The organism is Virgibacillus dokdonensis, from assembly GCF_900166595.1.
Lineage (GTDB): Bacteria > Bacillota > Bacilli > Bacillales > Amphibacillaceae > Virgibacillus > Virgibacillus dokdonensis.
Window position 1 is genome coordinate 1904839 of the sequence record NZ_LT745763.1, and the last position, 20422, is coordinate 1925260.

22 protein-coding genes and 1 riboswitch are annotated in these 20422 nt (G+C 35.1%); of the genes, 9 read left to right on the forward strand and 13 right to left on the reverse strand.

Annotated features, from left to right (window positions below; translation table 11 throughout):
* Window positions 1-75: 75 nt before the first annotated feature.
* Both yqgO and B2C77_RS10420 read left to right on the forward strand, forming a co-directional pair.
* The gene (yqgO, locus tag B2C77_RS10415) at window positions 76-255 is read left to right on the forward strand and encodes a protein YqgO (RefSeq protein WP_077703544.1); all 180 of its coding nucleotides are present in this window, start codon (window positions 76-78) and stop codon (window positions 253-255) included.
* Window positions 256-497: 242 nt separating this feature from the next.
* Window positions 498-2057, forward strand: coding sequence for a rhomboid family intramembrane serine protease (locus tag B2C77_RS10420; RefSeq protein ID WP_077703545.1), 1560 nt, complete (start codon window positions 498-500; stop codon window positions 2055-2057).
* 122 nt (window positions 2058-2179) lie between these two features.
* Here B2C77_RS10420 and B2C77_RS10425 read toward each other — a convergent pair whose 3' ends face one another.
* Complete coding sequence (locus tag B2C77_RS10425; RefSeq protein ID WP_077703546.1) at window positions 2180-3040, reverse strand: hypothetical protein; 861 nt, start codon at window positions 3038-3040, stop codon at window positions 2180-2182.
* A 141-nt stretch (window positions 3041-3181) separates the two neighbouring features.
* Between B2C77_RS10425 and B2C77_RS10430 the strand changes: the two genes are divergently transcribed.
* From B2C77_RS10430 to B2C77_RS10450, 5 genes are all read left to right on the forward strand, one after another.
* Complete coding sequence (locus tag B2C77_RS10430) at window positions 3182-4639, forward strand: spore germination protein (RefSeq protein WP_077703547.1); 1458 nt, start codon at window positions 3182-3184, stop codon at window positions 4637-4639.
* 150 nt (window positions 4640-4789) lie between these two features.
* A complete protein-coding gene (locus B2C77_RS10435; RefSeq protein ID WP_077703548.1) occupies window positions 4790-5002 on the forward strand; it encodes a YqgQ family protein in 213 nt (70 codons plus the stop codon).
* 2 nt (window positions 5003-5004) lie between these two features.
* The gene (locus B2C77_RS10440) at window positions 5005-5988 is read left to right on the forward strand and encodes an ROK family glucokinase (RefSeq protein WP_077703549.1); all 984 of its coding nucleotides are present in this window, start codon (window positions 5005-5007) and stop codon (window positions 5986-5988) included.
* 545 nt (window positions 5989-6533) lie between these two features.
* Window positions 6534-8435 carry an LTA synthase family protein gene (locus B2C77_RS10445; RefSeq protein ID WP_077703550.1) on the forward strand — a complete coding sequence of 634 codons (1902 nt, stop codon included), beginning with the start codon at window positions 6534-6536 and terminating at the stop codon, window positions 8433-8435.
* 191 nt (window positions 8436-8626) lie between these two features.
* Window positions 8627-9838, forward strand: a complete 1212-nt coding sequence (locus B2C77_RS10450; RefSeq protein ID WP_497012657.1) for an IS1182 family transposase — start codon at window positions 8627-8629, stop codon at window positions 9836-9838.
* A gap of 410 nt (window positions 9839-10248) precedes the next feature.
* On the opposite strand, the gene B2C77_RS10455 is transcribed toward B2C77_RS10450, so the two are convergent.
* Window positions 10249-10419: a DUF2759 family protein gene (locus tag B2C77_RS10455; protein WP_077703552.1), complete on the reverse strand. Its 171-nt coding sequence runs from the start codon at window positions 10417-10419 to the stop codon at window positions 10249-10251.
* 390 nt (window positions 10420-10809) lie between these two features.
* Between B2C77_RS10455 and B2C77_RS10460 the strand changes: the two genes are divergently transcribed.
* A complete protein-coding gene (locus B2C77_RS10460; RefSeq protein ID WP_077703553.1) occupies window positions 10810-11433 on the forward strand; it encodes an MBL fold metallo-hydrolase in 624 nt (207 codons plus the stop codon).
* A gap of 126 nt (window positions 11434-11559) precedes the next feature.
* Here B2C77_RS10460 and B2C77_RS10465 read toward each other — a convergent pair whose 3' ends face one another.
* The 9 genes from B2C77_RS10465 to B2C77_RS10505 all read right to left on the reverse strand — a co-directional run bounded on the left by B2C77_RS10465 (window position 11560) and on the right by B2C77_RS10505 (window position 16975).
* Window positions 11560-11802: a DUF2626 domain-containing protein gene (locus B2C77_RS10465; RefSeq protein ID WP_073004399.1), complete on the reverse strand. Its 243-nt coding sequence runs from the start codon at window positions 11800-11802 to the stop codon at window positions 11560-11562.
* Window positions 11803-12028: 226 nt separating this feature from the next.
* Complete coding sequence (locus B2C77_RS10470; protein WP_077703554.1) at window positions 12029-12400, reverse strand: competence type IV pilus minor pilin ComGG; 372 nt, start codon at window positions 12398-12400, stop codon at window positions 12029-12031.
* A complete protein-coding gene (locus tag B2C77_RS10475) occupies window positions 12372-12818 on the reverse strand; it encodes a competence type IV pilus minor pilin ComGF (protein WP_077703555.1) in 447 nt (148 codons plus the stop codon). The genes B2C77_RS10470 and B2C77_RS10475 overlap by 29 nt, the downstream gene beginning before the upstream one ends.
* Window positions 12769-13104 (reverse strand): prepilin-type N-terminal cleavage/methylation domain-containing protein, encoded by a 336-nt coding sequence (locus B2C77_RS10480; RefSeq protein ID WP_077703556.1) that lies wholly within the window; start codon window positions 13102-13104, stop codon window positions 12769-12771. Before B2C77_RS10480 ends, B2C77_RS10475 begins: the two co-directional genes overlap by 50 nt.
* Window positions 13091-13549 carry a competence type IV pilus minor pilin ComGD gene (comGD, locus tag B2C77_RS10485; protein ID WP_077703557.1) on the reverse strand — a complete coding sequence of 153 codons (459 nt, stop codon included), beginning with the start codon at window positions 13547-13549 and terminating at the stop codon, window positions 13091-13093. The genes B2C77_RS10480 and comGD overlap by 14 nt, the downstream gene beginning before the upstream one ends.
* Window positions 13518-13817 carry a competence type IV pilus major pilin ComGC gene (gene comGC, locus B2C77_RS10490; protein ID WP_077703558.1) on the reverse strand — a complete coding sequence of 100 codons (300 nt, stop codon included), beginning with the start codon at window positions 13815-13817 and terminating at the stop codon, window positions 13518-13520. The genes comGD and comGC overlap by 32 nt, the downstream gene beginning before the upstream one ends.
* A gap of 44 nt (window positions 13818-13861) precedes the next feature.
* Window positions 13862-14911, reverse strand: a complete 1050-nt coding sequence (gene comGB, locus B2C77_RS10495) for a competence type IV pilus assembly protein ComGB (RefSeq protein ID WP_176087315.1) — start codon at window positions 14909-14911, stop codon at window positions 13862-13864.
* Entirely contained in the window at window positions 14871-15884 is a 1014-nt protein-coding gene (gene comGA / locus B2C77_RS10500) for a competence type IV pilus ATPase ComGA (RefSeq protein WP_077703560.1), read from the reverse strand. Before comGA ends, comGB begins: the two co-directional genes overlap by 41 nt.
* A 119-nt stretch (window positions 15885-16003) precedes the next feature.
* The gene (locus B2C77_RS10505; RefSeq protein WP_077702006.1) at window positions 16004-16975 is read right to left on the reverse strand and encodes an IS30 family transposase; all 972 of its coding nucleotides are present in this window, start codon (window positions 16973-16975) and stop codon (window positions 16004-16006) included.
* A 406-nt stretch (window positions 16976-17381) separates the two neighbouring features.
* Between B2C77_RS10505 and B2C77_RS10510 the strand changes: the two genes are divergently transcribed.
* A complete protein-coding gene (locus B2C77_RS10510) occupies window positions 17382-17573 on the forward strand; it encodes a YqzE family protein (RefSeq protein ID WP_077703561.1) in 192 nt (63 codons plus the stop codon).
* A 32-nt stretch (window positions 17574-17605) separates the two neighbouring features.
* Here the strand turns inward: B2C77_RS10510 and B2C77_RS10515 are convergent, their stop codons facing one another.
* Both B2C77_RS10515 and B2C77_RS10520 read right to left on the reverse strand, forming a co-directional pair.
* Window positions 17606-18385 carry a YqhG family protein gene (locus B2C77_RS10515; RefSeq protein ID WP_077703562.1) on the reverse strand — a complete coding sequence of 260 codons (780 nt, stop codon included), beginning with the start codon at window positions 18383-18385 and terminating at the stop codon, window positions 17606-17608.
* Window positions 18372-20030: a DEAD/DEAH box helicase gene (locus B2C77_RS10520; protein WP_077703563.1), complete on the reverse strand. Its 1659-nt coding sequence runs from the start codon at window positions 20028-20030 to the stop codon at window positions 18372-18374. The genes B2C77_RS10515 and B2C77_RS10520 overlap by 14 nt, the downstream gene beginning before the upstream one ends.
* Window positions 20031-20170: 140 nt before the next feature.
* A riboswitch (glycine riboswitch) is annotated at window positions 20171-20284 on the forward strand.
* Window positions 20285-20422 lie beyond the last annotated feature (138 nt).

A 20422-nucleotide genomic window follows, 5' to 3' on the forward strand; every position in this document is an offset into this window, starting at 1 on the left:
AAGTTTTCTAATCCTTGCATAAAAATATCCAGTGAGGATCATAACTAAGAACATCAATCATAAAGAGGTGTTCACATGCGTACTATTGTTTTAATTATAGGTCTTGTTGCTGCGTCTGCTTTCGTTTATAAATGGCGCTATCGCATTTTGAATATGGTTCTAGCAATTGGATTTTTACGCAAGATTGCTGTACAGTTATCTATGAGTTCTCCTTCCATCCGTAGTCTTTTTACGCAAACAAATACGAATGTATAATAGTGCCTTTACAGCTTTTAACATTATTGGGGGCTGAAGAATATGACTTGCAGCCCCATATGTTCATTTTACAATTAGAGATGATAAAATTTTTTAGAAAAACTTGGACTATCGCCAAGCGTTTATGGCGATAAAATGCCGTCGTTTAGCTTATACACTATAATTCATAAAAATAATATACTTTCCTATTGTGTAAGATAGAAAGTGTTATAGAAATATATAAAACAAGGGGAGATGTGATAATGTATTTAGACGAACAGTATACGATGTACAATATGGCTTATCAAATTGTTTCTCGTGAAGCGTATAATGTTCTTTATGTAAACGAACAAGGAAATGAGATATGGTTAGAAAAGAAAGTTGGGAAAAATTCAAAAGTATTACGTTTTATCAATCAAGGCTTTGACTGGAAAAACTATTTAAAAAAAGATATAGCTGTCGTATTTCAAAAAGTAAAAGCCATGAAAAAGCTTTTAAGAGCTAAAACCATTCAAATACATAATATATACATATCAGAATTTACTCCTGTAGACTCATGGGAGTTTTTAAAGCAACCAATGAAATTAAATGAAAAACAAGCAATTATGATGAAAATATATTATCTCTCTAATTCGCAATTTGAAGAAGAAAAAGACAGGTTAGAAAAAGAGGCAGAGATTTCGGCTCTAGAAATGTATGATAGTCTTGAGGAAACAGTAAAAGAAGAGAAAATAGCTACTTATAAGCACTATTTAAGGCAACGAATTTTGGATGATCAGGAAGAAAAGAAAGAGTTATTTTCTTTTGGAAAACCAAAGCTGACATATATCATTTTAATTCTATGCGTTAGTTTATTTCTGCTGTTAGAATTGAACGGTGGGAGCGAAAATATCGAAACACTAAAACAATTTGGTGCTAAATTTAATCCAGCTATTATTGAAAATGGGGAATGGTGGAGAATTATTAGCTCCATGTTTTTACATATTGGTTTGCTACATTTAGTAATGAATATGATTGCTGTTTATTATTTAGGTACATTAGTAGAACGTATTTACGGTTCCATTCGATTTTTAATTATTTATTTTCTGGCTGGAATAGGAGGTGGAATAGCAAGCTTTGCTTTTTCAGCCAATATTGCCGCAGGTGCATCCGGTGCTCTATTTGGATTATTTGGAGCGTTATTATTTTTTGGGCTTCATCATAGGAGGGTTTTCTTTCAAACTATTGGAAGTAATGTATTGTTGTTAATTGGAATAAATATTGTGTTTGGTTTTTCTATTCCAGCTATTGACAATGGTGCTCACCTTGGTGGTCTAGTAGCAGGTTTTATTGCTTCTGGGATTGTTCACTTGCCGAAACAAAAAGAAAGATGGAAGCAGCTTAGTGCAGTGCTTGTCTACTTAGCGCTTGCATATGGAATTATACAATACGGCATAACAAACAACATGAACTCTCCAATGTATTATGTCATGCACATTGAAGAATTAGTTCAAGAAGAAAAATATGAACAAGTTGTTACAGAGGCCAGTAAAGCAATACGCAATACTGAAGGGGAGGAGCAATGGAAAGCAGCTATTTTATTCCATCGTTCCTATGCGTATATTGAATTAAATCAGCAAAATTTAGCTATGGATGATTTGAAACAGAGTGTTCAACTGGACAATAGTTTTCCAGAAGCACATTATAACCTTGCTTTACTATATTACCAGCAAGGTAATATAGAGGAAGCAAAAGAATTCATCAAAAGAGCTTATCAATTAGACTCTAATAACACAGATTTTCAAGAAATGTATGAGCAGATTACAGGCGAAAAACCGAAGTAAACATGAAAAGTAGGAATTCATCTTTGATATAAGGTGCCGTAAGTTTTTTATTATATAGGAATGTAAGTCATACTAGAAAGTTTAGCAAACGGCGCCTTATCAGATAATCTTTCTTGGATACCTTATTCTGAAAAAGAATACTGCTGTATGAGTTTTTCTTTTTTACCATTCATCTCAAAAAGCACGAGTAAATGTTTGTTTTTTTTGTCGAATAAAATAATGGGAACATAGCTATTGACTGCTTTTTCCGCATTCACAATTGGTAAGAGATAGTTTTTGTACAATCCTTCCCATAATTGTCCCATAACTTTATCTGTTTGCGCTTGTGTTAAGCCAGCTATCGGTTGTGTCGCAAACTTATCTAAATCGGTTAAAGGCACAGTTGTATAAGTTTCCTTATTAATATCGAAATATTCATACAATGTATTCCAATGATAGGTTAGCTGCTGCATGGAGGCACGATCAAGTAGTGTTTTCCATTCTTTTTCGTATGTTGTAGAAGGTGTTTTAAATGAATCTAATTTTGCTGCTGGTGAGTCGATGACATATAAATGATCACTTGACATTTGTTGCATGCTCTTTATTTGGCTGTTTTTTTCATGAATTTCCCCATGATGAAAGGAAATCGCTTCATACAAACTACTATCCTCTAAAGTGAGCATTCTTTTTAAATGAATTGTATCAGTATCTTGCACCCACTTCGACAAAGCTCCTCTTAGCCTTCCATTGTCAAATAGTAAAGAAACATCTTGCCTTAAGTAGACAGGAATTTCTGTTGCAGAAGATGCTTTCCAGATAATTTCATAATCGTCTATTCCTTTATCAGTAAAAAGTTGTATATCGGTTTCTGCTGTTGTAAATGCAAAATTTTTATCAAGAGGAAAATACGTAATTGCTGGTTTAGATTGTAAACCAACGATATAGATAATGGTAATAAAACTAGTTATGGCAACAACGATGGTGATGACAGACCATTTTTTCATTAAACCACGTCCTTTTTGACAGACTTGTCTTATGCATTTTATGTTTTCGCTAAACGAGGTATGCTAATTTTGGAATAATGTATAATATAGCCTCTGTTGTTGAAAGCTAACCATAAGATTTTGAATAGGTCAGGTGAGTAAATGCAAACGGAAAGGCAGCCACTATTTTCATCATTTGAAAAAAACCGAGACTATATGCATGAGCGATTAGCAGTCGATCAAAGCTTTGATATGATTCAACGTGACTTGGAGTATGCAGGTATAAAGATGGCTTTGTTTGTTATTGATGGATTTGGCAAAGATGAAATATTACTTTATATCATGCAGCTTTTTGCTGAACTAGAGACGGAAGATTTAGAACCAAATGTATTAAAAAAATTACTTGAAAGATATATTCCTTACATTGAAGTAGATGAAGCGAATGATTTAAATGAAGCAAGCGACCTTGTCCTCGGCGGCCCAGCTGCATTAGTTGTAGAAGGCGCAAATAAAGTCATTATTATTGATGCAAGAACTTATCCTGCTCGCTCGCCAGAGGAACCCGATTTAGAGCGTGTTGTTCGAGGTTCTAGAGATGGATATGTGGAAACAATTGTCTTTAATACAGCTTTAACGAGAAGAAGGGTTCGAGATCGTTCTTTACGAATGCAGTATTTGCAAATTGGGAGAAGATCAAAAACAGATATTTGTATTTGTTATATTGAAGATATAGCTGATAAACATAGGGTAGAGAGCTTAAAAAAAAAGTTAGAAATGATTGATACAGATGGTTTGCCTATGGCTGAGAAAACTATTGAAGAGTATATTAGTGGGAGGCACTGGAATCCATATCCAACAGTAAGATATACAGAACGCCCAGATACAGCCGCTTCGCATCTTTATGAAGGCCATGTTCTCATTATTATTGATGGTTCACCTAGTGTAATGATAACTCCTGCAACATATGCTCATCATCTACAGCATGCAGAAGAATATAGACAAAAGCCATTAATCGGTGCCTATTTACGATTTGTACGATTTTTTGCTGTTATAGCTTCTATTTTCATCCTGCCATTATACTACTTATTTGCAAAACACGCTGATTATTTGCCAGCCAATTTGCAATATATAGGTCCTGATGAAGCTGGTGTTGTTCCGTTATTTGTCCAATTTCTACTAGCGGAAATCGGAATAGATATTCTACGTATGGCAGCCATTCATACACCTTCTTCGTTAGCCACTGCACTTGGTTTAGTTGCAGCTATTATGATCGGTGAGGTTTCTGTACAAGTAGGGTGGTTTTCCCATGAAGTTGTATTATATTTAGCGGTAGCAGCTATTGGTACATATGCAACACCAAGTTATGAGCTAAGCTTGGCTAATCGCTTAGTTCGTATCTTTCTTTTATTTGCTGTTGCTTTGTTTGGTGCTATTGGTTATATTGTTAGCATAACTCTTTGGATTTTGTATTTGGTTAGAATGAAATCGTTTAACGTTGCTTATTTTTGGCCGTTCATTCCCTTTTCCTATCGTCCGTTTCGAGATGTATTTTTGCGCTCGCCAATTCCGTTGAAAAATCGCAGACCTGCTTTCTTACACCCAAGAGACCCTGATCGATAACAGATAGAAGAGAGGACTTAGCAAAACTTAGCACTTTTGCTAAGTTTTTTAATTCGAAATTTTTTTGTCCATTACATGAAAATATGTTCAGTATTTCTCATAGTATTTTTCTTTCTGAAAAGGATTTAGTATAATTAAACTGGTGATTGTATGAAAACGATGTATGATATACAGCAATTCTTAAGAAAGTATGGTACATTTATTTATACGGGAAATCGTTTAGGTGATTTACAAATGATGGAATTAGAAATAAATGAACTGTATGAGCTTGGCTTTATAGAAAATAAAACGTATATGGAAGCAAAAATGATACTAAAAAAAGAAATTACATCTACGCTGAAGCAGAAGAAAGGAAGTCATTAGTAATGGAGCAAATAATTATTGGTATGGATATTGGAGGAACTACAGCCAAATTAGGATTAATTAGTAATGATGGAGAAATTATAAGAAAATGGGAAATTCCTACAAACAAAAATGATGGTGGTAAGCATATTGTAGATGATATCTGGAATTCAGTTCGCCAAAAATTAAAGCATTTGCATTATAAAGAAGAGCAAGTTCTCGGGATAGGTGTTGGCGCTCCAGGATTTATTGAAGATGAAACAGGATTTATTTATGAAGCGGTAAATATTGGGTGGAAAAATTACCCTCTAGGTGAATTACTAAGTAGTCAATCCAAACTTCCAGTATTTGTAGAAAACGATGCAAATGTAGCAGCCTTAGGAGAAAACTGGCGTGGAGCTGGTAATCAAGTAGCTAATCTAATTGCAGTTACACTTGGTACTGGTGTAGGTGGTGGCATTATTGCAAACGGTAGAGTAGTAAATGGAGAAGCCGGTATAGGTGGGGAAATTGGTCATATTATTATGGATACAAATGGTTCCGTATGTAATTGTGGTAGAAAAGGATGTTTAGAAACCATTGCTTCTGCTACCGGTATTGTGCGACAAGCGTTCGAATTAGCCGAGATTTTACCAGATAGTAAATTAGCTAAACATGTAAATATAAAAGGAACTATCACTGCAAAAGACGTCTTCCAATTAGCGAATGAAGGGAATGTAGAAGCAAAACAAATTGTCGCGCATACAACCGATATTTTAGGGTTGGCAATTGCAAACATGTGCGTTACTATTAGTCCAGCGAAAGTATTAATTGGAGGTGGTGTCTCGAAAGCTGGACAACCTTTGTTAACGGCTATAGAAGAAGCGTTTAACCGTTACGCTCTTCCAAAAGTACAACAAAGCTGTGAGTTAAAGTTTGCCCAATTAGGTAATGATGCAGGTATTATAGGCGCTGCTTTTTTAGTAAAGCAAAAGCTAGAGAAAAAAGTATTTGGTGAAAAAATCTAATAATATATGAAACTTTTTAACATGTAAAACGTCTTAGTAGTATAGCCTTCTACTATGGGCTATAGAGTGATATAATTATAGCATTACAATGGTTTAAACAGAATCGAAATGGGGTATACGATTTTAAATTTTTACTATAGGAAAGTATAAAGGTTTCTAGGGTTTATAGTATAAGCAAAACGACGGCGTTCTTCCGCCATAAAACTTGAGCTACAAGTTTAGTTTTTCTAAGCGTTGTAACTATAAATTCAAAATATGCATATAACAAATCTATATGCTTCCATTCTGCTGTTTAAGGGTTGGATAATATCCTTTTTGATTGTGTTTCGAATTTTAGTTCTCACTTGGTTTAAAAGCCTTAGACCAAAACATCAACGTATTTAACTAGGGGATAAAAACGAGAAAACGATATATTGAAGTTCACTATAGTTTTTCCACTATGAGTTTACATGTAAAAATTCGTCTAACAAGAAGGGGATTTTTATTAAACGCATAAAAAGCGTTGTAAAAATGAAGAGAGGGGAAAATAAATAGGAGGAAGTTGTATGAAACAGAAAATAAATAAGGTACCGTTATTTATACTAGCAACCATTTTATTTGGAATAAAAACATATCTTGTATACCGGTTTATGTTCTCGATTGATTTGGAAAATATGATGCAAGAGATTATATTACTTATTAATCCATTTGTATCTGGATTTTTAATATTTGCATTAAGTGTATGGATTAAAAAACCGCAAAGACAAATGAAATATTTACGTTATACGATTTTAATAGGCACGTTGATTATATTTGCGAATCTTGTTTTTTATCGATCGTTTACTGATTTTATTACGATACCGCAACTTTTTCAAGCGAGTAACGCTGCTGATTTGGGTTCAAGTATTTTAACATTGATTAAACCATATGATATTTTACTATTTGTAGACGTTGTTATAATCTGGTTTATTAGCCGAAAACAATCCGTTCAAGTTGCCGCGCAATACCCTAAAAGTGGGAAGGTCTTTGCGCTTGCTATGTCATTTGTTTTATTAGCGGGAAACTTCTTCTTAGCGGAAATGGAACGTCCACAATTGTTTACGCGTGCGTTTGATCGTGAGTATTTAGTAAAAAACATTGGTTTGTTTAATTATCATATCTATGATATTGCAACTCAAGCAAAAGCAAAGACGCAACGAGTGTTTGCGGATGGGAATGAGCTTCCGGAAATCCAAGAATATATGGACGAGAACATGGCTAGAAATACTACTTCCGAGTTGTTTGGGGTAGCAGAAGGTAAGAATGTAATCTTTATTAATGCGGAATCAATTCAAAGTTTTGTCATTAATAATGATGTTAACGGGGAGCCAATCACACCATTTTTGAATGCTTTAACGAAGGATAAAGATACTTTCTATTTTGAAAATTTTTATCACCAAACGGAGCAAGGAAAAACTTCTGATTCGGAGTTTCTTGTTGAAAATTCGTTATATCCGCTATCACGTGGCGCTGTTTTCTTTACCCACGGTCAAAATGAATATAATGCAATGCCGGAAATATTGGGTGAGAATGGATATTATTCTAGTGTCTTGCACGCGAATAATAAGAGTTTTTGGAATAGAGATCAAATGTATCAAAGTTTAGGGTTTGACCATTATTATGGGGAAGAATCTTTTGAAATAACAGAAGAAAGTTCGGTTGGCTGGGGATTAAAAGATAAACCGTTTTTTGAACAATCGACCGATATTCTACAGCAAATGGAGAAACCTTTTTATACGAAATTGATAACATTAACGAACCATTTTCCATTTGAGTTAGATGAAGAAGATCGATCTATTGAACCGTATGATTCCAATTCTAATACTTTAAATAATTTCTTTCCAACCGTTAGATATATGGATGAGTCCATTGAACTGTTCTTCGATGAATTAAAACGTTCTGGGTTATATGAAGACTCTATTATTGTTATTATGGGTGACCATTATGGAATTAGTGCAAATCACAATAAGGCAATGAGTCAGTATTTAGGAAAAGAAGAGATTACTCCTTACGATCACATTCAATTGCAACGTGTACCACTATTTATCCATATACCTGGTTTTGGAAAAGGGGAAATTAAATCTGAAATTGCTGGACAGATTGATATGAAACCTACATTGTTAAACTTACTAGGTATAAAAAATAAACAGGATATTCAATTTGGCAATGATTTGTTTAGTAAACAACGTAAAGATTTTGTAGCTTTACGAAATGGAAGCTTTATAACAGATGAGTATATTTATACAAATGATACGTGTTACAATAAGAAAACTGGAGACCCAGTTGAAGAAAATCAAGAGAAGGGCGATTCTAACGAAACTCCGAGTGCATGCGACTTGACTCGCGAGCAAGTAGAAAGAGAATTAGACTATTCCGATGATTTAATTTACGGTGACTTATTTCGTTTTATCGATTTCAATAAAAAATAAATAGAAAGGGGCTGTTGCACAATCAGGTAATTGATTGTGTAACAGCTTTTTTGTGTATACACAAAAAAACAGACCACAAAGGGCCTGTTCTCATGTATTATTAATTTATGACCAATAAACAAATAACACAAACCCAGTATAAGCAAACTGCAGCAAATTATCAATTATATTTACCGATGGATGTAGAAGAAATGATTCCTATGGATGATTCGGTCCGGCTCCACTGCCTCTTATGTGAAAGGATGGATTATAGAGAACTACTACAGGCATACGCTTCCAAAGGGAGAAAACCAGCAGTCGATCCAGTCATCCTATTTAAGGTCATTACCTACGCAGCCTCGCAAAAAATCTACTCTTCCCGGGGGATAGAAAAAGCATGTCGTCGGGATATCAATTTCCGTTGGCTTCTTCAAGGGTATGCAGCTCCTGATCATTCTACTATCAGTCGTTTCAAGCAAAAATATCTGACCGATATGGTGATGGAACAGCTCTTCTTTCAACAAGTCGTGTGGCTTTATCAACAAGAAGCGATTACCGGTGAAACCATCTATATCGATGGCACCAAAATCGAAGCGTATGCCAATCGGTATTCTTTCGTATGGAAAAAGGCAATCACCAAACATGAAGCCAAGATGTATACCAAATGGCAAGCCCTGCTGGAACAGATCAATACAACATACTGTCAGATTTTCACCAGTCCTTACGAGACCTTTTTAGAAGATTTGAAAAAAGTGCTTGTTTTCCTGGAGAAAGTAAAAGCGAAAGAAAACATCACGTTCGTTTATGGAAAGGGGAAAAGAAAAACGGTCCTTCAACGTTATCATGAACAAGTAAAGGAAATGCTTCAACGTAAAGAACACTACGATACTTCCAATCAGATTATGGGAGAGAAACGAAACAGTTATTCTAAAACAGACCATAATGCCACGTTTATGCGAATGAAAGATGATCCTATGAGGAATGGTCAACTCAAACCAGCTTATAATGTCCAAGCTGCCGTGGATGCGGAATTTATCGTTGGGATCAATGCGTTTTCCGATCGAAACGACACAACAACATTAATTCCAATGCTTCAATACGTAAAGGAACATCTTCCCTTTACCTATCGCAACATCGTCGCAGATTCTGGATATGAAAGTGAAGAAAATTACGTGTATTTAAAGAAGCAAAAACAGACGGCCTATATCAAGCCGCAAAATCATGAACGCAAGAAAAAAGCTTCTTTCAAAAAGGACATCAGACACCGAGAAAACATGGCTTATGATAAAAGCACAGATACCTATACCTGTGCCAATAACCAGCAGCTGCATGCCATTAGAAACTACACGCGAACCTCGCAGACTGGCTATCAATCTCAGGTAACCGTCTACGAATGTGAAGATTGTNCCAAGCTAATCGTCTAAACCTCTATTATCATCCATTAAAGACAGCTTAAAAAAATAAAAAAAGGCGAGGCTTATTTAAGTGCGTCAAAAACCGATTAAAATTCCTTTTACCACCATAAATAAAATAATGCATCTTAAAACGAGCAATCTCATATATAAAAAGGAGCTGTCAGCAAATGCATAATATGCATTTTGCGACAGCTCCTTTCTTAGTCTAGGAAATTATAAAACTTTGCAGCTGTGGATAATCTAACTAAGTTATTTAGCCACGTCCGGCTCCAGCGCCCAGCAACTAGGCGACTTCACGAATCGCCCTACGATAAAGTCATCATTGGTTCGTGCAACACCGCCTCACCATGATTCCTAAAACTTTAGTTGCTTCGTGCCACTCGCTACGTTGCTAACCGGGCGCTTGCGCCTTTGTTCATTTAACTACCTAATTCGGAAATAATGGTTGCCACAGCAAAGAATCCAAACGCTAGCGCTGTAATTGCAGAAAAACCAATAGCAAAAATATTTTTGTATTTTAGTTGACGTATGATCGATACAACTGCAAGAATAGCTACTAATAAAAACAAAACCCCTAATACGATATGCATGAAATTCTTCCTCCTTATAGCTTCTCATTTCCTATTATTGGTATAGAAAATGTATTTGTATTATTATGTAACTAGTGCGGTTATATCCATTATTCTATAGTATTATTTAATGTTTGTCGAGACTTTGCATTAAATTCAGTTGTTTTTCAGGCTGAGCGGAAAGAAAGGAGTCTACTTCGGTAAATTCCGAAGATGGTTGGATCAAGGTAGTTCAACTATTAGACGGTCTCTATTCAAGAAAGGGAAAAAGAATACAGAAGAAAACTTAGTGAGAAATAGTAATTCCTAAACGCTACGTCCTTCATCTAAGCAACTATGACTTTTATCTTATTTCTTTTGTAAGAATTTGGAATAAGCGATACAGGATTCACATTGAAAGGAGAAATATACATGCATATACACGCAATGTCTTTAGGTCCATTAGGGACAAATTGTTATATTGTATACGATCAAGAAGAAGCGTTAATTATTGATCCAGGTGGTGATGCGGAGAAAGTTACGCAATTTTTACAAGATCATCACGTAACACCAATTGCTATTTTATTAACACATGCTCATTTTGACCATATTGGAGCAGTAGATGGATTACGAAAAGCATATCATATCGATGTTTATCTGCACGAATTGGAAGCCAACTGGCTTGAAGATGCTAGTAAGAATGGTTCACTGTTATTTACACAGAAAAAAGTAGAAACAGAAAGGCCGGATCAATTTTTATATCCAAGGAAGATGGCGCTTGGGGACTTTTCTTTTCATGTATTACATACGCCAGGTCATTCTCCTGGCAGTGTTACTTTCGTTTTTACAACAGAAAAATTCATTATTAGCGGAGATGTTTTATTTCAACAAGGAATTGGCCGTACAGATTTACCAGGAGGAGATTTTCAGCAACTAGAAAAGTCTATAAAAGAATCCATATATACGTTGGATGACGCTTTTATCGTTTATCCAGGTCATGGGCCAAAAACGAATATCCAATTTGAAAAGCAATATAACCCGTTCTTCACAGTGTGAGGAATAAGTAAAATAATTGCTCGGTCTGAATGGAGTTTTACTGTAATACTTCATCTTCTTTCAAACCATTGTGCAAAAAACAAAAAACCCTGCCTTACAGTATGTAGCAGGGTTTTTTGTTGCCTCTTAGTGTCCGAAACCAGGTACAAGTATAAATTCTGAATACCATGTAAAGCCAATAAAGAATATGGTACAGTATGCCCCGAATAAATACATATACATGCGTTCAGAAAGTTTCAAATAACTTAATGTTAGGAAAAAGGCCGTTTGAACGAGAAAAAGTAATGCGGTTTTTTGCATATCTCCCACGAAAAACATTACAGTAAAAATTCCTGTCCAAAAGGCTAACACACGAAACATTCGATCCATGCCAATCCCCCTCCTTTTGGTAACCTTATCATAGTCATTATAAACGACCAGTATGAACTTGTAAATGATAGTCATGGAATTGCTGTTCTATTCATAGCAATGTTTGTACTAAAAAGTCGCCAAATGTTTTGCTCTGTCTATTTCTATTTATTCTTAAAGGTAATTCGATTAATTCAAAAACGAAAGAATACGGAACCTTTAAACCTATTTTCTGTAGATTGTATTTCTATAAAGAGGGTTTAAGAAACCCTCTCAGTTGGATTGTGGATTGATTGTCCGTTGTGATGGTGAAAAGCAATGTATACTTATTAGAAGGTATAGCGTTTATACGTAAAGAAACGTCACCATAAGGAAATGAAAAATCCATTTGTTCTTTTAGCTCTCCATTTTGAATGAGTTCTTGCTTGACTTTTTTTCGTGACATTTGCACCATTGTCTCTATTTTTAATTGTTCGATTTGATTCTTTGTCATAACTATATTGTTTTGATAGTGATAGGCAGTAGCTGTTATAATCATTAACACGAGAACTGTAATAAATAGTACAAACGGGAACATAAACCCAGCGTTATTAAGGGTAATAGATGATTTTTTTATCATACTTTTCCCCCTTCATGGTAGTAATGATAATGTGAAATCCGTAAGAAAGAGGGGAGAATGTAATGTCTTTTATATCCCGTAAATATATTTCATGACCGGTACCATCAACTTGTCTTCTTATAAGGTTACCATACTTTTCAAATGTAGCTTCATCTCCATTATGCATAGACAGTTTTAATTGATGAGGATATATTTTTATCTCTTCCGCTTGCATAACTTCATTACGCATAAATATAAAAAACTGTCCAACGGATAAATCATTCATTGCATGGTCTACGGAAACTTGGCGTAATAGATAACTAACAAATGGAATACTAAAAACTAAAACTACAATGGAAATGGATGTTGTAACAAATGTAAAACCATATTCAAGATGGCTCGGCATAAAGACAGACTTCTTCGTTTGTTTGTTTCGCATTTTTCCAATATGCACATCCCTTCAAGTAGTTGTGCTCATTATCAATTTCTATCGTTACGGTTTGTTTATTGACAAGTAAATGATAATTTGTCCTAAAATTATCGTTTTCCCAAATGATTGGCTGCATTTCGTCGTGAAGTTTATAGGCAATTGCTAGCCGGTCATGTAATACTGTTTGTTCTACATGAAGAATAGAAAAAGCAGGTACTAAAACTAACATTAACGAAAACAATAAACTCGATGCAATAATAACTTCAATGAGAGTAAATCCATTAACTTTTTTCAACACGAAACCGTCCTTTACCAAACGGGAAGATTATTTTATATTTTGTCGTGGGCGAGTATAGAAAGAATGTTCGAGGTTGTTTAATACTGCCACCCTTATGAAACTCTAAAAAATGCTTTCCATTTTGATTAAACCAGAATCCTTCTGGGAGGGAAACTTGCTTTAAAACTTTAGTTGATTTTAATATGACATATTTATCTCTGTATAGTTGAATCCTAACCGTTCCATTTGTAGTAGCATGCATATGCTGTATAGTCATAACGTCCGAAGCTAGTTTATCAATAACGTGATCACTTTCCATTTTATTTACATTTGCAGAAAGTGGAGGTAACAGCAGCCCCAACATAATGAACATAATACTCATAACAAACACCATTTCGATCAGCGTAAAACCATTGGTTTGCTTTATGCGTTTAGTTGCGAACTTTTCCGGTATTACTTTCATAGCTTAGTTCCTTGTCGTTACAGGATTTCTGATCTTCATGAATGTACTCTGGCACTAGTGCGTCTAAATTAGTCGGGAACTGATGATGTTCAGCATAATATGCATCGACCTGAGCTTGAACAACTGCTACCAATGCTTCACAACCTTTGCTGTTTACTTCTTGGCTGCGTTTCCCTAAATTAGGAACGATCAGAATAATTAACACGGAAATAATCATTAGAACAATTAGCATTTCAATTAAAGTAAAAGCGTTATTTTTCTTCCACATGTACATAATCCTCCTCATGTATCCATTAATTTTTACATTGCAACTTAAATCGTTTTGATAAGTTGGAACATAGGCCACATTAGTGTTATATAGATAAATAAAACAAAGCAGCCAATTATGATAAAAAACATAGGTTGAATATAGGTGATGAGTTTGAGCATATTTGTTTCCATTTCTTCCATTAACCCTTCTGCATAAACATGTAAGTCCATTTTCAAAGTTGCTGTATTGCTATCCTTTTGGAAAATATTAGAAATTGGCTTATCTAAAAAATCAAACTGACTTAGCAAAGTTGGAAGTTGTCGCCCTTCTCTCAATTGTGTTGTCATAAGCTTGGCATAGTGAGCAATAAGCGGGTGTTTCTTTTGATACATCATTTGTTGAAGAATTGCTTTAAAGGAAAGGCCTGTTTGAATTAAAGTACTAAATTGAGTAGCAAATAAAAAAGAAGTTTGTGTGGTTAAAAAAGCTCTGTAAATCGGAATGCGAGTATATAATCTAATTTGTCTCTTTATTGATATGGAACGTTTCATACGTTGCCAGCTAAGTGCGAGGATACAAACTGTAATGAATGTAATGATGCATAATAGGAGTAACCAATCAATGAGGGAAATGGCTATAACTAAAATTGTCGAAGATCCTGGTATTCCTTGGTATAGTTCAATAAAAGAGGGAAGCACTAGTTGCTTGAGCAGAATCAGTATAGGCAAGAAAATCGTTAACAAAAGAATGGGATAGCGGATAGCTTGTTTAAACTTGCTACTGTATTTCAGTTTTTGCTCAAACATTTTGTAGCAACGCTGTATATTTCCTTGTAAATTTTCATTGGACATTGAAAAGGAGAGGTAATTCGTAATAGATGGATGAAAAGCGCTTTTTTGTAAAGCTTGATCAAATGAAGCGCCATTTTTTAATTCAAATATAATTTTTTTAGACAAATTACTAAACGGTTTTGTCCAAGCTATACTATTTAATGCTTCAATAAGAGGGTATCCATTGGTTAAAAGATGGTTTAAGCGTTTTAAAAACCGCAATTGTTGTTGATTTGACAGTTTAATATGTTTCTTCAAAGGATGTTTTAGAAATATATCCATAAGCAAATGCCTTCTTTCGTAAGTGGGTAAATGAATGATATGAATTGATAGTCCATTGCGCATCATTTTGAAAGTATTGAATTAATTGAGACGGTTCAAGTAATTCTAAGATGGCTGCTCTTCGTTTTCCATACTTTCTTATCTCAAATGGAAGTAATTGAATGGATGCAATAGCAATTAGCGATTGTTTTAAATCGTCCATCTTTAAACCGAGGCTTTTTAAGCGGTACAAGGTGCCTAATCCATTAGTAGCGTGGATAGTACTTAAAACAAGGTGACCAGATAGAGAAGCCTCGACAGCAAATGCAGCCGTAGCGGAGTCTCTAATTTCGCCTACCAAAATGATGTCAGGATCATGACGTAATGCTGCTTTGAAACCTGCTTGGTATGTTATTCCAGCTTTTTCGTTAATTTGTACTTGGAGTATTGTCTCTATGTCTTTTTCGATTGGATCTTCTAACGTGATGGCTTGTAATGTGTGTTGCCTACACATCTCCTCTACAATCGCATATAAGGTAGTCGTTTTTCCACTTCCTGTCGGCCCATTAATAAGAATTAGACCAGAACGATTTTTCAACCAACCTAATAAAATTTTTAATTGCTGTGGAAAAAGAAATAACTGTTGAAGCGGAAGGGATTCTTGCTGAGGTAGAATCCGAATAGCTAGGCTTTCATTGTGTTTCACAGGTAATGTGGATAGACGCAGATCATAAGCTTGACCTTTTAATTGGAAAGCAATCGTTCCATTTTGTGGTTTCCTTGTTTCACCAATATCCATAGCAGATGTAAACTTATAGTACGTAAGCAAGAGCTGGTATGATGAAGTCGGGATGCTTTTGTGGAAAACGCGTTGACTTTGAATTCGAAGGTAGATATCCGTTTTAGTTGGGAGAGGGGAGAAGTGAATGTCGGAAGCATCGCGCTCAATTGCTTCCAATAGTAAACGGGTAGATTTTACTTCTGCAGGGTTCAATAATTTATTCACCTCCTTATACAACTATATTTCGACAAAAGACATCAAACTCCTTCTTTTTTAATTTTTTTATTTCTATAGGAAAGTGTAAAATTTAAAGGTTTATAGTATTTGATTTGTCAAATTAAGCGAGACAACATGCTTTTATCAAAATCCTGACCGACATAATCTATGAAACACTCCATTGGTGTTTTGTATTTCAATGATTTCCTTGGTATGTTATTCCGTCGGAGTGCAACCTCAGAAATATACTCTTGTGACACAGGATTAAAGTCCATTTCTTTTGGTAGCCCATTCTTTCTCAGAAGACCGTTGGAATGCTCATTTAGCCCCCTTTGGGATGGCGTTCCAGGATCTGCAAAATAAATATCAACATCTTGTTCATTGCTGATGGATTTCCAATTGGAAAACTCTTTCCCGCAGTCAAAGATAATGGACTTAAATAAGTGTTTTGGTAATCGCTCAAACCATTGATTGAGCGATGTTTCAATATTGGTTGCCTGTCTACCAGCTGGTTTAATTGCGATGATGCATTTTGTTAAACGCTCAACAAGCGTGATAACAGCGCTCTTGTGATGACGTCCCACAATGGTATCTCCTTCTAGATGACCAAATTCTTTCTTGTAATTTGGGTGATCGTGATCACGATCAAGGATGGTGCGGCGAAATTTTTGTTTTCCTCTTCTTTCCTGGTGACCATTTGGTTTGCGTTTGCCTTGCATAGGTAAATCATTTTGGTTAAATTCGCCTGATGAAAACTTTCGATAAAGCGTGCGCATGCTGCAGGAGATAGTCTTTTCGTTTCGTCCGATTATTACATCAGGCGTCCAGCCATCGCGGACTTTTTCATGAATATAGGCTTTTTCGTTAGGTGTTAATTGAATCTTTTTACGACCACATGTCGCTTTATTCGCTTGATATTGTAGATAAACGTCTATCGCAGTAAGTCCTTCTTTCAGTTGTCTAATAACACGATAAACAGCTTCATGGCCGCGCTTTAATTTATTGGCAATTTTTCGACCAGAAAGGCCGAATTCATGATATTCCTCTATGAATACCAGTTCTGTTTTGGTAAGATGGGTGTAGGACATGTCAGATACACTCTCCTTAACTTTGGTTGGTTATTCGTTGAGTATATCATGACATGTCTTTTTTGGTGTCTCGCTTAATTTTACAATCTAGGGTATAAGAAAAATTACAGCTTTAGCCATAAGACTTGGTGACAACAGTCTTTCTAATAAAAGTACATCTAAGCAAAGGGAAAACAGCAATCAGATTACGGAGAGAGGTCCCATCTTAACTTCTAGCGCTTTATGCCTTTGAGCACGTTTTCTTTCATGAACAGCGGAAAATTGTCTGACCTCTTATTGGGATAAAGTATTTACATTTGGAAAAACTATAAGTAGTTCATTTTTTACACTATAGAGAGTGAAAAATTTTTGGTTTATAGTAATACGTAGTGATATGTCAAATTTTTCTAAAATAGGAGGGGAAATTATGTCGGCAAAGGATTACCTGCAATTTGTAACTGAACAAGTTGTCACTTATTTAGATATGCCTAAGGAAAAGAGAAGACAACGTAAAGAAACCAAAAAAAGACAAGAGCGTTTGATGACAAACAAATGGTTTGGTGTCATCCCTCTAGCTTTAAAAATGCTGCGTGACACGTCGAATAAGCAGGCGAAATAAACGCCTGCTCGAGATTGTTTGTATGTTAAAGGTTAGGATGTTTCCGTTGCTAAATAAAATAAACCACCATTAATCACTTGATATAATATTTTGGGCTGAAACCGTTCTTGAATTTCTTGTAATTCCCTTTTCATCATCTCATCTTCCATATCCTCTGTGTAAAAATGATGTAATAGCTTTGTTTCTTCTTCTAAAGCTTGTAAAGAATCAACTGCCCATTGATGTTCCTGGTTTTCTATATATTGATCTAATACGGACTCAATACGTTTAAAACCACTTTCCATTTTAATCATTGGTGACAACGTGTAACAATAATCCGCAATGGTTTTTTCAAGCGAAATAGTATTTAATACATCCATCATTTTTGCATGCATTACACCATTTATTAAATTCAAGCCAATTGAAAACAACTCGTCTCGCTTATGCTTTCCTTGGTAGCTTATTTTTATATTCGTTACAAGCCATGGATATAGAGGCGTATTTTTATTTGGAGATAACTGCTGAAAGAGCTTGGTATATTTTTTAGTATCTTGTAAATAGCGAATGATTTGTTGCAAACGAGGGCTACCAAAATGAATCCACTCCCCTTTTTCCTGACGCTTATCTGGGTTCGTTATTAATGTAAGCTTCATGGGATCGCCGGTGTAGCCCATTTTTTTCATATAATGCCAATAAAATGGCCTATTCATAAGTACCTTATCCAATTCTTCTGTTAGTTGAATGCTTAATACGCCATTGTCATTGGACAGTATTTGGCAGTGGTGTGCTTTAAAAAAAGCATGTAGAAATGCATTCAAATCATGTATCACCATATTGCTTTTCCTCCAAGTTTGATTGTTGTTCTGCCTCAATAATAGCCGATAAATTTTGTAATTTAATTTTTGCTTCACCGGCTGTTTCTGATTCTGTGTAGATTTGTTCAATTTCCTGTTCCATATTTTGAATCGAAAGCTCACTTAAAATGGCATCTAAATCTCCAATGACGTTTTCGAATAAATGAATTTTTTCATATAATAATTTCATAATGTGCTCTTCCACTGTATTTCTAATGGCGAAATTGTAGATAAACACATCTTTTTCCTGACCATAGCGATGAATACGGCCAATACGTTGCTCTAAACGCATGGGGTTCCATGGCAAGTCATAGTTGATCATATAATTACAAAACTGCAAATTTATCCCTTCACCTCCAGCCTCTGTTGCAATCAACACTTGGGCGTGATCTTTAAAAAGTTGACGCATCCAATCCTTTTTCCCACGTTTAAAACCGCCTCGAAACGGTACAGAACTGATACCGTGCTGTTTCAAGTAATATTGTAAGTAAAATTGCGTAGCTCGATACTCTGTAAAGATGATTACTTTCTCATTTCCTATGCTGTTTATTAATTCAACCACTTTACCTGCTTTTTGGTGATGAGGTAATTGCTCAATTTTTTCTATTACACCTTGAACAGATTCAAGTTCTGGGTTTTCTTCGAGCAATTTTTTAAGTGATAAATAACATGCTTCCCTTGATGAACATAATTCTCGCAAAAAGGTAATTTTAGAAAAAGAAGGAAGTAGCATAGTACTTTCTTCTAATGCTTGATAAACTTCAGCTTCCTCACGAGGGAACTCTGTCCAGATGGTTTCTATATGACGCTTAATTTGATTTAAACCAGTATCTTTTCTAGTGTTTCTAACCATTACTTTTTGAACTAATTGTTTTAGGTATAGATCTTGTTTCATCGTTTTTCGATCATTCCCGTAACTTGCTTTAAAAGAATCATAGCTACCTAAATGCCCTGGTTTTAAGATAGATACAAGATTAAAAATTTCTAGAAGTTCATTCTGTACAGGTGTAGCTGTTAATAATAGACAATATTTCTTTTTTAATGAGCGCACAAACTGGTAATTCTTTGTTTTATGATTTTTTAATTTATGTGCTTCATCAACAAGTACGAAATCATAGTCTAAATCAAGAATAGTATCTTGGTGTTGTACCCTTTTCGCTGTATCTAAAGAAGAGATGATAATGTTACCCTGCTCCCAGCTCATGTTTTTCCTGTAAGCTACAGCTGGAAGATAAAACTTTTCATTCAACTCTTTTTCCCATTGGTTTACTAAAGATGCAGGTACGAGAAGGAGTGCTTTTTTAACTAAGCCACGAATCATATATTCTTTTAATACAAGCCCTGCTTCAATGGTTTTTCCTAAACCAACTTCATCGGCTAGAATAGCTCTACCATTCATTTGCTCAACAACTCGTTCAGCTGTTTGAATTTGATGATCTAAAAAGGTAACATGTGGTAAAAATTCAAGGGCTCTTAAGCCTGTAAAGTTAGGTACCATGGTAGTTTGTTCTGCAGCATAAGCCATGGAAAATAATTCCCAAGAAGAAAGTTGCGTATTTTTTTTAAGTTTATCTTCAAGTTCGTTTATGAAGTTATCATCTTTATCTATATAGATTGATTTCATGGTAACCTTCCTTTTCTATATAATAACTGTTTCTCTATTTTATCTTTCTATATATGTGATATAATAATACACAATAAATGGATGTTTCATTGATGAATTAGTACATAGTATAACCAAAACTACATTTTTCATAAAAGCGAATGAATACAAGGGGAGAGTTTACATAGATGGCTTGTTTTTAAAGTGTTAAACTATGTAACGCCGAAGGAGCAAGTGAAAGCGAATCTCTCAGGCAAACAGACTCTTGTAGGACGCAACTCTGGAGAGTGTTTACGGCGGTTAGCTGTAGACCACCCACGAAGCAAGTACCGATTATTAGTGTTATCGGTATGCAACTTTCTGGTAGCAGGACAGAGATTTCATGAAAAACAATGAAATCTCTGTTTTTTGTA

Excerpts from the sequence above, each read along its gene's own strand:
- yqgO (WP_077703544.1), top strand. The coding sequence starts at position 76 with ATGCGTACTATTGTTTTAATTATAGGTCTTGTTGCTGCGTCTGCTTTC.
- B2C77_RS10440 (WP_077703549.1), top strand. The coding sequence starts at position 5,005 with ATGGAGCAAATAATTATTGGTATGGATATTGGAGGAACTACAGCCAAA.
- B2C77_RS10425 (WP_077703546.1), bottom strand. The coding sequence starts at position 3,040 with ATGAAAAAATGGTCTGTCATCACCATCGTTGTTGCCATAACTAGTTTT.
- B2C77_RS10460 (WP_077703553.1), top strand. The coding sequence starts at position 10,810 with ATGCATATACACGCAATGTCTTTAGGTCCATTAGGGACAAATTGTTAT.
- B2C77_RS10505 (WP_077702006.1), bottom strand. The coding sequence starts at position 16,975 with ATGTCCTACACCCATCTTACCAAAACAGAACTGGTATTCATAGAGGAA.
- B2C77_RS10475 (WP_077703555.1), bottom strand. The coding sequence starts at position 12,818 with ATGCGAAACAAACAAACGAAGAAGTCTGTCTTTATGCCGAGCCATCTT.
- B2C77_RS10515 (WP_077703562.1), bottom strand. The coding sequence starts at position 18,385 with ATGGTGATACATGATTTGAATGCATTTCTACATGCTTTTTTTAAAGCA.
- B2C77_RS10510 (WP_077703561.1), top strand. The coding sequence starts at position 17,382 with ATGTCGGCAAAGGATTACCTGCAATTTGTAACTGAACAAGTTGTCACT.
- B2C77_RS10465 (WP_073004399.1), bottom strand. The coding sequence starts at position 11,802 with ATGGATCGAATGTTTCGTGTGTTAGCCTTTTGGACAGGAATTTTTACT.
- comGB (WP_176087315.1), bottom strand. The coding sequence starts at position 14,911 with ATGGATATATTTCTAAAACATCCTTTGAAGAAACATATTAAACTGTCA.
- comGD (WP_077703557.1), bottom strand. The coding sequence starts at position 13,549 with ATGAAAGTAATACCGGAAAAGTTCGCAACTAAACGCATAAAGCAAACC.
- B2C77_RS10445 (WP_077703550.1), top strand. The coding sequence starts at position 6,534 with ATGAAACAGAAAATAAATAAGGTACCGTTATTTATACTAGCAACCATT.
- B2C77_RS10520 (WP_077703563.1), bottom strand. The coding sequence starts at position 20,030 with ATGAAATCAATCTATATAGATAAAGATGATAACTTCATAAACGAACTT.
- B2C77_RS10455 (WP_077703552.1), bottom strand. The coding sequence starts at position 10,419 with ATGCATATCGTATTAGGGGTTTTGTTTTTATTAGTAGCTATTCTTGCA.
- B2C77_RS10435 (WP_077703548.1), top strand. The coding sequence starts at position 4,790 with ATGAAAACGATGTATGATATACAGCAATTCTTAAGAAAGTATGGTACA.
- B2C77_RS10470 (WP_077703554.1), bottom strand. The coding sequence starts at position 12,400 with ATGATAAAAAAATCATCTATTACCCTTAATAACGCTGGGTTTATGTTC.
- comGC (WP_077703558.1), bottom strand. The coding sequence starts at position 13,817 with ATGTGGAAGAAAAATAACGCTTTTACTTTAATTGAAATGCTAATTGTT.
- B2C77_RS10420 (WP_077703545.1), top strand. The coding sequence starts at position 498 with ATGTATTTAGACGAACAGTATACGATGTACAATATGGCTTATCAAATT.
- B2C77_RS10430 (WP_077703547.1), top strand. The coding sequence starts at position 3,182 with ATGCAAACGGAAAGGCAGCCACTATTTTCATCATTTGAAAAAAACCGA.